General features: G+C 34.9%; 12 protein-coding genes. 1 reads left to right on the top strand and 11 read right to left on the bottom strand.

All coding sequences use genetic code 11. The annotated features are described in order from the left end of the window. Nucleotides 1–69 precede the first annotated feature (69 nt). The 5 genes from KD050_RS15155 to KD050_RS15135 form a co-directional block, all read right to left on the bottom strand. Entirely contained in the window at nt 70–1,389 is a 1,320-nt protein-coding gene (locus KD050_RS15155) for an MFS transporter (RefSeq protein WP_211893172.1), read from the bottom strand. 56 nt (nt 1,390–1,445) lie between these two features. Then, nucleotides 1,446–2,624 (bottom strand): acetyl-CoA C-acetyltransferase, encoded by a 1,179-nt coding sequence (locus KD050_RS15150; RefSeq protein WP_211893171.1) that lies wholly within the window; start codon nt 2,622–2,624, stop codon nt 1,446–1,448. A gap of 23 nt (nt 2,625–2,647) precedes the next feature. Further along, nucleotides 2,648–3,403: a 3-hydroxybutyrate dehydrogenase gene (locus tag KD050_RS15145; protein WP_211893170.1), complete on the bottom strand. Its 756-nt coding sequence runs from the start codon at nt 3,401–3,403 to the stop codon at nt 2,648–2,650. Nucleotides 3,404–3,500: 97 nt separating this feature from the next. Beyond that, entirely contained in the window at nt 3,501–4,157 is a 657-nt protein-coding gene (locus tag KD050_RS15140; protein ID WP_211893169.1) for a 3-oxoacid CoA-transferase subunit B, read from the bottom strand. Continuing rightward, a complete protein-coding gene (locus KD050_RS15135; protein ID WP_211893168.1) occupies nt 4,141–4,827 on the bottom strand; it encodes a CoA transferase subunit A in 687 nt (228 codons plus the stop codon). Before KD050_RS15135 ends, KD050_RS15140 begins: the two co-directional genes overlap by 17 nt. 169 nt (nt 4,828–4,996) lie before the next feature. Between KD050_RS15135 and KD050_RS15130 the strand changes: the two genes are divergently transcribed. Next, nucleotides 4,997–5,596 (top strand): TetR/AcrR family transcriptional regulator, encoded by a 600-nt coding sequence (locus KD050_RS15130; RefSeq protein WP_211893167.1) that lies wholly within the window; start codon nt 4,997–4,999, stop codon nt 5,594–5,596. Nucleotides 5,597–5,776: 180 nt separating this feature from the next. On the opposite strand, the gene KD050_RS15125 is transcribed toward KD050_RS15130, so the two are convergent. The 6 genes from KD050_RS15125 to KD050_RS15100 form a co-directional block, all read right to left on the bottom strand. Beyond that, nucleotides 5,777–7,186, bottom strand: coding sequence for a sodium:solute symporter family transporter (locus KD050_RS15125; protein WP_211893166.1), 1,410 nt, complete (start codon nt 7,184–7,186; stop codon nt 5,777–5,779). A gap of 208 nt (nt 7,187–7,394) precedes the next feature. Then, nucleotides 7,395–8,717 carry a cytosine permease gene (locus KD050_RS15120; RefSeq protein ID WP_211893165.1) on the bottom strand — a complete coding sequence of 441 codons (1,323 nt, stop codon included), beginning with the start codon at nt 8,715–8,717 and terminating at the stop codon, nt 7,395–7,397. Between the two features lie 20 nt (nt 8,718–8,737). Beyond that, nucleotides 8,738–10,114: a dihydropyrimidinase gene (gene hydA / locus KD050_RS15115; protein ID WP_211893164.1), complete on the bottom strand. Its 1,377-nt coding sequence runs from the start codon at nt 10,112–10,114 to the stop codon at nt 8,738–8,740. A 30-nt stretch (nt 10,115–10,144) separates the two neighbouring features. Continuing rightward, the gene (gene hydA, locus KD050_RS15110; protein ID WP_211893163.1) at nt 10,145–11,530 is read right to left on the bottom strand and encodes a dihydropyrimidinase; all 1,386 of its coding nucleotides are present in this window, start codon (nt 11,528–11,530) and stop codon (nt 10,145–10,147) included. 25 nt (nt 11,531–11,555) lie between these two features. Then, nucleotides 11,556–12,278 (bottom strand): aspartate/glutamate racemase family protein, encoded by a 723-nt coding sequence (locus tag KD050_RS15105; RefSeq protein WP_211893162.1) that lies wholly within the window; start codon nt 12,276–12,278, stop codon nt 11,556–11,558. Beyond that, on the bottom strand, nt 12,275–13,768 hold the full coding sequence (locus tag KD050_RS15100; RefSeq protein ID WP_211893161.1) for an NCS1 family nucleobase:cation symporter-1: 1,494 nt from the start codon (nt 13,766–13,768) through the stop codon (nt 12,275–12,277). Before KD050_RS15100 ends, KD050_RS15105 begins: the two co-directional genes overlap by 4 nt. Between the last annotated feature and the right edge of the window lie 62 nt (nt 13,769–13,830).

The raw sequence follows: 13,830 nt of genomic DNA, 5'->3' as shown, positions 1-13,830 counted from the left end.
TACTTATTTAATAATGTGTTGTTGTCTATTGACAGAATAGAGTAGAATTGTTTCTTACACAGGGAAGTTTTACAAAGTCCCAGCCTTAACATTTGCGCTTGTAAGCTTTGCTTCTTTTCGTTCTGATGACAATTTTAAAGTCATTAGTGTGATTGCTCCTATCACAAGTAGCCCTGCAATAATAAACATTCCAGAAGTAAATGCTACAGCACCTAAAATCATTGGTCCTACAAATCCACCCAATGCTGCGAATGAATTAACTACCGCTATTCCAACTGGAGCAGTTGAATCTGTAAAGAAGAAAGTTAAATATGCAAAGAAACATCCAGTAAATCCGTATAAGCCTGCAGATGTAATTGCGAGCATAAGAACCATCATAAAGACGCTACTAGAAAATCCACATCCGATGAACCCTAAGACAGCAATTAGGAAACAGATAAGTAAATGATTTTTATGTCCATTTGTTCTATCCGCATTCCATCCAACAAACAAGATAGCCGGAATACCAACAAGTGACGGAATCATAGCGAGCCAACCTATTTCTAAGTTTGTTGTAGCAGTTGCAGATAATGATTTAATAATGGTCGGCATCCAAAATGACAAACCATAGACTCCTGTATATGCTGCGAAGTAGAGTAGAGACAACTTCCATACTTTTGAGTCTTTTAACATTTCTAATTTAGATACTTTATTCACTTTCTTGCTTACTTGTCGCTCAGCTTCAAGCTCTCCTTCTAACCAATCTTTTTCCTCCTGAGATAACCATTTTGCATTTGCCGGACGGTTAGTCATATAAAATAAAACTATGACTCCTAAAATAAGAGCAGGAATACCTTCTAATATAAACATCCATCTCCAACCAGACATATTTAGCCACGAGATATTATCTAAAATCCATGTAGACAATGGTGCACCAATTAGACCGCCGATTGGTAAAGCTAATAATAGTACAGCAGTTGCTTTTCCTCTTTCACGATTTCTGAACCAATACGTTAAATACAAAATAATACCTGGGAAGAAACCTGCTTCAGCAACACCCAATAAAAATCGGAGAATATACAAATGAGTAGTCGTTTGTGCAAATCCAGTTAGTATTACTACAATTCCCCATGTTAGCATAATGCGAGCAATCCAGATTTTTGGACCTATTTTATGCATAATCATGTTACTTGGAACTTCAAAAAAGAAATAACCTATAAAGAAAATACCAGAAAGAAGTCCGAATACCTCAGCAGTTAACGCTAATTCTGCGTTCATTTGTAAGGCTGCATAACCAAGATTAACTCGGTCTAAATATGCAATAATATATAAGATTAAGATAAATGGTAGGATACGCATCATTGTTTTACTTACTACTCTTTTTTCAAGTGCATTAACTGTTGGATTCATTAATTTCTATCCCCTTTGTAAAGTGATTTTCGTTATTTCATTTCCCGCCATTGTTTTTAGTTCACATTTTCTAGAATAATTGCGATACCTTGACCCCCACCAATGCAAAGAGACGCTAAACCATATCGTACATTTCTTTTCTTCATTTCAACTGCTAATGAATACGTAATTCTTGTTCCGCTTGCACCAACAGGGTGACCTAAAGCAACTGCTCCACCGTTAACGTTTACTTTTTCCATATCAAGACCTAATTCTTTCACAACCGCTAACGATTGAGCAGCAAATGCCTCATTTAATTCAAATAAATCGATATCCTCTAAAGTTAAACCAGCTTTTTCTAAAGCCTTTTTACTTGCTGGAACTGGTCCAATCCCCATAATAGAAGGGTCAACCCCAGCTACCCCCCAAGAAACGATTTTAGCCAATGGCTTTAAATTATGCTCATTAACATAAGCCTCTGATGCAAGTAAAACTGCAGCTGCTCCATCATTAATCCCACTAGCATTACCTGGAGTAACTGTTCCATCTTTTTTAAACGCTGGCTTTAGTTTAGCTAGACCTTCTATTGTTGCACCATCTCGAATATATTCATCTGTATCAAAAACAACATCACCTTTTCTACCTTTGATCGTCACCGGTGCAATTTCCTCGGCAAATCGACCATTATCTCTAGCTTGTACAGCCCTTTCCTGTGATACGACTGCAAACTCATCCTGTTCTTCACGAGAAATATCATATTTTACTGCTAGATTTTCAGCTGTAATTCCCATTCCGCACCCAACATATCTATCCGTTAAAGTATCCCAAAGCATATCCTCCACTTGAGGAGCTTTGTTTGGTGATCCGAAACGAGTACCTCTCAATACATGAGGAGCTAAACTCATACTCTCCGTTCCCCCAGCCACAATTACATTCGCATCACCAAGTTCGATTGATTGTGCTCCTGATACGATAGACTGCATACTAGATCCACACAGTCGATTGAGTGTAAGTGCACTTGATGATTCTAGCATTCCGCTTTTCAGACCAATATGTCTTGCTAGATAAGCAGAATCCCCACTTGTTTGTATAATATTCCCGATAATAATTTCGTCGATATCTGAAACGGGAATTCCACTACGTTTAATAGCTTCCTTAGTTGCTACAACACCTAGATCAATATCACTTACATCCTTCAAAGAACCTCCAAAGCTTCCAAAAGCCGTTCTTGCCCCATCGATAATATACGTTGTCATCTGTCATATCCCCCTATTTTTCATTACATTCCACCAGAAACACTTAAATGCTCTCCTGTAATCCCGCTTGCTTCATTTGCCGAGAGATAAACAACCCCTGAAGCAACCTCTTCAGGTAATATAAGTCTGTTCATCGCCTGTTTTGGATACATGATTTTCGCCAGTGCTTCCTTCTCTGTTTGGCCAACCTCCATCAGATCATCTAGCTGTCTTTGAAGTAGCGGCGTGCGAACTGGCCCTGGTAAAATAGAGTTAACAGTAATATTAAAAGGCGCTCCTTCTATAGCAGTTACACTTGTTACACCAATTACGCCATGCTTAGCAGCAACGTATGCAACTTTTTCTGGGCTCGCCATCTTCCCATGAACGGAAGAAATATTAACAATTCTTCCAAACTCTTTTTCTTTCATAAATGGGAAAACATGCTTAGTCATTAAAAATACACCCGTTAACATGACACTAATTAGTAGATTCCACTTTTCTAAAGGAAACTCATCCACTGGTGCTCTATGTTGTAACCCAGCATTATTCACTAGCACTTCAATAGATCCTCTTTCATCAATAATAGATTTAATGACTGCTTGAACACTTTCTTCATCGGTCACGTCTAATGCAATCCCTTTGGCGTTTTCTCCAAATTCACTTGCTACCTTATCTGCAGCCTCTTGATTAAGATCTGCTACAAAAACAAAGTCATTCTGAGAGACAAACTTTTTGGAAATAGCATAACCCAATCCACCTGCTCCACCTGTTACAATTACCGTTCTTTGCTTACTCATGTAGTGATCCCCTCTTTTACTTTCAATTTTGAATGTGTGGTAAGTAGGTGTTTAATCAATTCAACATCTCGATTCATTACAAAACCATCTAATAATGTTACTTAATCTCTATTGGACTATTTAAATACTCCAATTTAAAACCAACCTTTTCACTCAATTTTTCTATGGAAATAGGATCAAGCATCTCTACAACTCTAGGTCCTTCCTCTGTAAATTTAAAAACTGCATAATCAGACACAAATAAATCCACTCTACGGATTCCACTAGTTTTATACGTAAGTTTGTTCACTAATTTAGAAGTTCCATCTTTAGCAAATAATGTAGCTGCTACTATTACTTTTTTAGCTCCAGTTACTAAGTCCATTGCACCACCAACACCTAAAATTGGTTGGTTTGGAACAGCCCAGTTAGCAATTTCTCCGTTAATATCTACCTGTAGAATACCTAATACTGCGACATCTACATGACCGCCTCTGATTAATGCAAACGAATCAGCACTACTAAAAAAAGAAGCACTCTTTAAATAAGTTACTGGTTCTTTTCCTGCATTGATCAAATCAATATCTAAATTTTTTTCAGTCGCAAGTGGCCCCATTCCTAGTAAGCCGTTTTCTGTTTGCAAGAAAACCTCCTTATCCTCTAAGTACTCTGAGACTAAAGTTGGGATACCTATTCCTAGATTAACTATTTGACCATCCTTTAGTTCTTCTGCAATTCTTTTAGCAATAAGATGTCTTTTATCTTGACCCAACATATTCACTCCCTACTTTGGAATACTTACTTTGAACAACATAATCCACGTATGCATGTGGTGTAACAATATATTCTGGATCTAGATCTCCAACTTCTACAATTTCATCTACTTCAGCAATGACAATTTTCCCGGCGGTAGCCATCATAGGGTTAAAGTTTCTAGCTGTCGTGTGGTATACCAAATTTCCGAGACGATCAGCTTTAGCCGCTTTAATAATTGCAACATCACCTTTAATCGCTTTCTCAAAAATATATCTTTCTCCATCAATTACTCGTTCCTCTTTACCTTCCGCTAATTCAGTTCCAACAGCAGTCTTTGTATAAAAGCCACCGATTCCAGCTCCACCACAACGAATAGCTTCCGCTAATGTACCTTGTGGTAATAATTCAATCTCCAATTCACCTTTAGACCATGCAATTACTGCTTCTCTATTAATAGAAAAGAAAGAACCAATTGCTTTTTTTATTTTTCCTTGGATAAACAGTTTATGTAAGCCCTGACCAAGGTCCCCCAAGTTATTACTCACTACTGTTAAATCTGCAATATCCGTTTCCAGTAGTTCATCAATAACAGTTAGAGCCGTACCCGATAAACCAAACCCTCCCGATAAAATCTGATCCCCACTTTTAAACAACTTTCGAATTTCATGCGATTCAATAACTTTATCCATTGTTATCCTCCTACTGTTTAGTACTTCCTCGAGTAAGCGCTTTCTTTTTTCGTTTGATTAAAATAGAATTTAAAGTATCAATAATAATAAATTAATATTCTTTAATTAGACTGTAGTCTAATATTATAATTATTGCTATTATTCTGTCAATAACGAATGGAGGAATTTTATGACTGAAATAGTGAAAAAACAGCTTAGGGGAGAAAAAACAAAGAAAAAGATTTTAGAAGTTGCATTGAAGCTCTTTGCCGAAAAAGGATTTAATAAAGTGACTGTTGACCATATAGTAAAGAAAAGTAATACTTCCAAAGGATCCTTTTATCAACATTTCAGGACAAAATCAGATGTGTTCTTAGTGCGCTTTAAGGAAGTAGATACTTTTTATTTGGAAGTATACAAATCTTTTCCAGCAGACATGGACCCAATTGAAAAACTAATCATTTTCTCACAGAAATTAATGCACTTTTTAGAGAAAGAGATGGGGAAAGACTTGATGAAGGTTATATATAGTGCCGCGTTAGAGTCGGATGAACATACATACTTTTTAGATACCAATCGTTATCTTTTTAAAATCTTGCGAAAATTATTAGAGGAAGCTATTGAAAAAGATAGAATCGACCCGGAGTATTCGATTGAAGATACGTTAACTATGGTTACGCAGACCTATATGGGAGCCATATATCATTGGGGTTTGCAAGCCACGGACAGAAGTTTAGAATCTTTTTCCATGCCTCTTATACAAACTTTACTGAAGGGGATTTCAAAATAAAAAACGTGAGGCTTCACCGCCTCATACTTATTGAAAGTATTTCATAATGAGAAATTGAATCATAAAGTTTAATTGTTGAAATCTTTATTGTTTTAGCAAGAAAAAGACTATAGTGATACTCAAAATCTGAGTATCACTATAGTCTAATATAATAATAGTGTTTATTAAAATATTAATTGATCAAGTACTTTCACTTTTCGGTATATAGGCAGATGGAGCAATTGGTTTACCTCTACTAAGTTCAATTTTATTCACAACTAGGAATGTAATAATACTCGCAACACTACCTGCGATAACCGCCATTATCCCGAAAGGGTCTTCTAATATTTGCCAAGTTACACCGACTATCGATCCGACAATTATCGAAGATAAACCTGCATTTTTGGTTACTCGATCAACTAATAAGCCTAAAATGAACGCGGCAAATGGACCTGTTGAACGAATAGTAAAAGCAAATACTAATAGTGGTATAATTTGTTGACTAAAAAGTGAAATTCCTATTGCAAACACACCGATTAGAATGATAATCAAACGAGATGCTTTTAATTCGGCTTCACTCGTAACCTTTTTCTTTGATAGGAAAGGGTGAATATCAGTCATGTAAACTGATGCTACCGCTAGTAAATTACCTGAGGCACTTGATAATGTAGCTGAAATAACCCCTGATAACAAGAGACCTGCGATAATTGGTGGTAATAGCTCTACCGAAACAGTGGCTAATGCACTATTTTCATTAATATTCGGAAAGCTAGACAATGCAATTAATCCTAAAATGGCTGGAATAAACGCATATATAGTCATTAGAACCCCGCAGAGTACAGATCCCCATACAGCCGTTTTTTCATCTTTCGCCGAATAATAACGCTGTACCGCCTCTTGTCCTGTAGAGAAGGTCATAAAATACATCAAGGTTAGACCAATAATTGTTGGCCAACCAATTTTTGTGAACCCTAACTGTTCCTTCGGTAAATTATTTAATACTGTGTCGACACCACCTGCTGCGGAAAATGCAAAAGGTACCGCGATTGCAAATCCTATAACAATTATGAAAAACTGAACAAAATCCGTTAATGTTACACTCCACATACCTCCTAAAAAAGTATAGAAGACAACAATAGTACCTGAAATAAGGATTGCCCAATTTAAACTAAAGCCCGTTAATACATGTACAATTGATGCTGTAGCAGTAATCTGTACAGCAGTTAACGCTGAAGATGCAACAACCGACAAAATACTCGAAATTAATTGGCTACTTTTACCATAACGTCGACCAATTATTTCCGGAACAGTGGTAGCCAATGCGCGACGCATAAAAGGTGCTACAAAAGAAACTAGAATAATCGCTACACCAGCTGATACAACATACCAACCTGCCGATAGTCCCCATTCTCCGTACGCTTTTGACGCAACACCCACCGAACTACCACCACCAATTTCAGTAGCGGCAAGTGTTCCTGCAAGCATAATTGGCCCTAAACGTCGTCCAGCTAAATGATAATCTTCACTACTCTTAATTTTTGTTTTTGCATAAAAACCAATCCCAATCATCACTAACATATAGACTATAATAATTCCCCATATAATGCCCATATAATGCCCCCTTCATGATGAAAGGTACCAGTTCTCATTGAAATAAATCTGAATTGTCTTAGAACCTGATACCCATCAATAAGATCATTTAATAGAGCTGACTTTTTTGTACTGTATACTTTTCTAATAGGTTCTACTACATTATTAACAAGAAGTTCATTAGTATAGATATCTATCTTCATTATTTAATTGAGAACTGATCTTGTTACTAAACAACTTTTCTTTTCATAAATGGTGTATAGATTAAGATACTTAGTAGAAAGCTAATAAAGAAAATATAATCTGGAAAGATACAACCTATTGCGAATGACAAAACTAAACTTATAACTGCAATTAAATTAAAATCCTTTTGATAAGTAAAAGCTCCTCCGTATTGATAAAAATCTTCGATATTTAATTTTCTTTTTCTTACTAAGTAATAATCAGCAATCATAATTCCGCAAATCGGTCCTAATAGTCCCGATGTAATTACTTGAAATTGTACTAAGTAATCACTGAATTTCCAAGGTAGAATCAGAATACCTATAATTCCAGAAATAATTATTCCCCATTTAAAATTTAGTTTAGGAAACATATTAATTATTATATAGGCAGGTGGCATTAAATTCGCAGCTATGTTTGTTGACCATTGGGCAAAGATAATTGTGATGAAGGCTATGATTAAAATCCAAACATTAGATTCAGCAAAAGCTGATACTAACACATCAATTGGATTCCACACACCCGTTAATACTCCTGCTATCATGCCAACCATTATGACTAAACTGCCAACAAGTACCAACCCAATTGTTTGCCCAAATAATGCCCTTTTATTTGTGTTCCAAAAGTTGGTGTTATCTTCATAGTTTTTCGATCTTTTTAGTTTTCTAGTTAAATCTGGACTGTTTAAGGCCATTGTAATCCATCCGCCTGCGACACCCATTATAGCAAAACTAAATGCAGTTGAACCGTTACCACTAATAGCAAATATATCTGTCATTGTGGCATTGTTATTTTTTAGAAGCCATATCACTGTAACACCTAAAACAATTGTTAGTGCTGGAATTGCCAAATAATCAAACTTCGCCATTGCTTTCATCCCATAAATCGCATTGAAAATTTGTACTGCCGCAAATAGAATTATCAATATAGTAAGGTTTGAATGACCCAAAAATATTTTAACTATTTCATGTAATGCGAGTGCTCCAACCCATGTTTGAAAACCGAACCAAAACAAGCATGGTATAGTTCTAATAATTCCAGGTATATGAGCGCCTTTATATCCAAAGCATGCACGCATATAAACTGTGAAAGGTAATCCATATTTCATACCTATATCTCCATTTAGCAAAAGTAAGACAGTTACAATTACATAGGCTACTATTGTAGCTTGAACAATAGAGGTTGGAGATAATCCTGGATACAATTGAGCGCCTACAGCGAATCCAGCGATACCAATTGTCATTCCTGCCCACAATAAAACAAAGTCTATTAAGTTAATATCTCTTTCCTTGTCAGTGGTTGGCATGATATCGTTATTTTTTAAATTCAATATTTGTTACTCCTTTCAATTTAGTGTAAATATCTTTTTATAAATCTTCCTTGTCCTTTTTCTCCTTTAAATTCGAAATTATCAACAATCATCTTCCCATTACTAAGCACATACTCGGGACGTCCTTTTACTTTATAACCTGAATAAGGATTGAAGTCGGTCATCATATTATGATTTGTATCTGTCATTTCCCATTCCAATGATGGATTAATTATTACTAAATCTGCATCGTATCCTAAAGATATTTTTCCTTTTGTATTCTTCAAACCGAAAATCTCAGCGGGGTTTTCACAAAGAATTCTCACTAAGTCATTAATGGTAATTCTATTTTTGCAAACACCTTCTGAATATACTAATGGCAATAACATTTCAATTCCTTGTAAGCCAGGTGATACTTCAGTAAAATTATGCTCTCCTTTAACTTTTTTATCTGAACTGTATGCACAATGATCGCTACTAACAACAGATATACTTCGATTCCTAATGCCTTCCCACAGGTAGTCGATATCATTCTCTTTTCTTAGAGGTGGTGCCATTATGAATTTGTAACCATCATCCCTTTTGTATACCTCTTCATTCAAGACTAAATAGTGCGTGCAAGTTTCTGCAAAAATTTTCATTCCACTTTTCTGAGCATTTTCAATAAGCTTTAGCCCTTCTTCAGTTGTAACGTGAACGAAATATACGCTTACATCTGTTTTTTTAGCGAAAAGAATAATTTTTGAAATTGCTTCAACCTCAGCAATAATTGGTCGACTTTTAGGATAGTTAATAACACTAGCAGTATCTGTTTCTATCAATTTATTTGTTATGGATTCACAAATAGCATCATTTTCGGCATGAACCATAAGGAGACCGTTATTTTCACTTAATATTTTCATATATTCCAGACAGTTATAATCATCAATCATGAATCCTGCATCTCGATAAGTTGTAAAAATCTTAAAAGTTGGTATACCCTCTTCTATAATAGATTGTATTTTCAACTTAGGATCACTACCACTACTAGTTTCTTTCAAATGAGCATGTAAGGAATAATCAATACATGCAAGATTCTTAGCTTCAGATTTTCTTCTAGCAATTGCACTCTCTGTATCTTCATTACCAGCTTGAATTGCAAAATCAATAATAGTTGTCGTACCACCAAAAGCAGCTGACTTAGTTCCTTCAAAAAAGTTATCTTCCGTTTTTTGTTTACCACCAAAGTGATCAACATGTGTGTGGACATCAATAATTCCTGGAATTACATATTTATTAGTGGCATCAATTACTGTCATACCCTTCTTAGTAGGCAGTTCTAATCCAATAGCTATGATTTTACCCTTATCTATTTCTATATCCCCAACATAACTACTGGAACTATTAACAATAGTTCCAGATTTAATTAAAATGCTCAATTTCACAACCTCCTATTTGTAAGGTGAAGCTTACAAGGATTTTCTCTGAGGACTTCTTTTTATAAATTCCCCTTGACCTTTAAGGCCTCTGAATTCTCCTTTTTGAAAAAGTATATTACCTCGCTGTAACACACATTCTATACGGCCTGTAACATTGACTCCTTCATATACTGAATAATCTGCTGAACTATGCAATTTATTAATACTTATTTTTTCTTCTATATTCGGGTTAAAAATTACTATGTCTGCATCAAAACCTACCTTTAAATCTCCTTTTTTTGGATAGAGGCCAAAAATTTTAGCGGGATTTGTACTTATTACATTTACAAATTGCTGAAGTGTAATCCTCTTCTTTACTACACCTTCAGAAAAAATTAAACGAAATCTTTCTTCAACACCTGGCACACCATTTGGACACATAGTAAAGTCATTCTTACCATCTTGTTTATCCGTAGAGTATAAAAAAGGACAATGATCTGTGCCAATTACATCTATGCTATTGTTTGATAATCCCTCCCACAAAGCATTTAAGTCATGTTTTTTCCGTAGTGGTGGAGACATAACGTATTTTAAGCCATCACTTTCTAAATATTTTTCATCTGTTAGTGTTAAATATTGAGGACACGTTTCTACAAATACATTGTTGTATCCATTTTGTTTAGCATAATTTAAAATATCTAACCCTTTTTTTGAGGATAGATGCACAATATACAGTGAAACATCTCCAATTACCTCAGCTAATTGAATTAATCTCCAAATTGCTTCTGCTTCACAATAATCTGGTCGGCTTTTCGCATGGAAAATAGGTTCTATTTTCTTTTCCGAGATGAACTTTTTTCTTAATGTCTCAATAATTCCATGATTTTCTGCATGAACTGTCAGCACACCACCTACTTCTTTAATTTTTTGCATAACCTGTAAAATTTCATAATCTAACAACTTAAAATCATAGGTCATGTATATCTTGAAGCTAGTAATACCTTCAGCTATGAGTTCATCTATTTCGTTCAAAATTTTATTATTAACATGTTGTATTACACTATGAAACGAATAATCTATGACGGATTTTCCAGAAGCTAAATTGTGATATTCATCTACGCGATGTTGTAAAGAACAATTCACTGGGCCAAAGGATAAATGATCAATTATAGTTGTCGTGCCTCCACAAGCTGCAGCAATGCTAGCTGTGTAATAATTGTCGACAGTACGATGAATACCAGATTGCAAATCAAAATGTGTATGTGCATCTACCCCGCCTGGAAAAACATAATTCCCCTCAGCTTGGATAATTTCTGCATCAATATCTTCTATTTCTGCCCCAATCTTTTTAATTTTCCCATCTTCGATTAATAAATCCTCTTGTACTACTTTTTCTGAGGTAACTAAAATACCATTTTTAATAATCGTTTTTTTCAATAATCCCCACTCATCTCAATGTAAATTATTTATCTAATAATTCTCTTTTGAATATCTCTTTTTGTTCAGGTTCTTTATAAAATGCTATCTTTGAAATTTTTAAATTTTGTTTAATTAAATTCTCTAATAAATTGAATCCACATTCGATTGGATCTACTACCGGTACATTTAAATCTTTAGAAAGCTTAGAACTAAAACCTGTCATTCCTGCACATCCAAGAATAATTACTTCAGCTCCCTCCTCAAGCATTCTCATACCCATTTTGTATAAGTTTTCATAGCTATTTACTTTATTTTCTTCAATTTTTGAAACTGGAATATTTATTGTTAATATACTTGATAATCTTGATTCCAAACCGTATTCACGCACCAAAGATTCCATCATCGGTACAGCTTTTTGAGATGCAACCAAAATCCCAAATTTTCTACCTAACAATAAGGCAGTTGACATTGCGGCTTCAGCAATACCAATAACCGGGGTTTTTGCAATTTCTTTTAGAGCATATAATCCTGGATCACCAAAACAAGCTAAGAGGATTCCATCATAATTTATACTTGTATTATTTATATACCTAATACAACCAAATGTAGCCAAATTATATTCATAAAAGGATTCTAAAGAATCTACTCCAAAATCTGGGTTTGCAATAACAAAATTCGAATTTAGCCCGCTTATCTTATTAAGAGTATTGGTAATCTCAGAGCTCATGCTCAATGAGGTATTGGGATTTAAAACTAAAATATTCACTGTTCTAAATCTCCTTCAGGCATAATTTGGAATTCTTTGTTTTTTAATTTAATTACTAAATAGTATATTAATCCAGCACCTATACTTCCTAAAACATATGCGTTGTCAAATATTATTTGCAAAGGACTATAATATTTTCCTAATATTATGAAAATTGTAGATAGAAGTAGAATGGAGATGATTTCCACATTCCAACCATTTTTATAAAAATATTTTCCCCCATCTTCCCTATAAATAGAAACTAAATCCACTTTTGTTTTGTGTACAAAAAGATACGACACTATAAATAGACCAGAAACAGGTCCAAGTATTGCTCCTAAAATACCTAATACGTCAAATATTAGTGCATCCGGAGTTGCTAAAGTTTTCCACGGCTGCCCGATTAAAGCCAAAACCGATGCTATAAGAGTGGCCTGTTTATAGCTAATATTTCTTGCGAAAATTGTTGCTATTACATTAATTGGAGGTACTAAATTCGCTGCAACATTGGTTGTCAAAACAGCCATAATTATAAACGTTGAGAATATCACAACTACAAAAGGATTCTCAAAATGTCCTACTAAAACAGCAGGTTCCCAAATAGCCTCATTAAAAGCTATTGAAGCTCCAGCAGTACCGCAGATACCAACAAAGGCAATGAATAGAGTGATAAGTGGAGCACTAATGATTTGCCCTTTAATTTGCGCCTTTTGAGATTTACTGTATCTAGTAAAATCAGCCATCGAAAGAGCAATGCCTGCATCAAATGCAATCATTGCAGATAAAGCAGGGAAGAATAATATAGCAAATGAGGTTTCTCCATTACCATGGAGTATTGGCTCTGATAATAGAACGCTAAAGCTCCAGTTCGCTGTGTTTAAGCTCCATATTATTACTACCAAACTTAGTAGTATTAATAATGGTGCTGCATAGTCTTGTAGCATTTTAACACCTTTAGATCCTGACCAAGCAATATAGACGTTTAATAACCAAAATAATAAAAATGCAATTATTAACCCAAAAAATTCTAAATTACTCCAAGCTGGTATAAAGGTTTTTAATATAGCATTGACAGCTTGACCTCCTATCCATGCTTGCACGCCAAACCAGAAACAACCAATTATACCTCGTATTAAAGCTGGAATGATAACACCTTTAGTACCAAAAGCCATTTTGCACAACATTGGGAAATTCAATCCATATTTTGTACCAAAATGACCTAATATTAACGCAAATCCCATTACTAAAGTGTGTCCTAAGACAATTGTAAATAATGCCTGATACCAAGTCATACCTGCAACGATTAATCCACTGGCTACTTGATATACCGCAATAGACACAATCATCCCAATCCATAGATTACCCATACTGAAGGCACCCCAAGAACGTTCTGCTTTAGATATTGGTCTTGTGGACTCTGTGTAATTGTTTTTATGCTTTTTTATCTCTTCAATCCCAACTTCATTAAGTTCAATTATGTCATCAATTTGATTCTGAAATTTATTTTGCATAATAATCATCCCCCTCTTATATAAAATAAATTAGCTTTATTCCTCACAAGTAGTAACTTCAT

Origin of the sequence: Psychrobacillus sp. INOP01 (assembly GCF_018140925.1) — a bacterium.
Taxonomy (GTDB): domain Bacteria; phylum Bacillota; class Bacilli; order Bacillales_A; family Planococcaceae; genus Psychrobacillus.
Note: the sequence above shows the minus strand (reverse complement) of the source record. Positions and strands in the feature narration are given on the sequence as shown.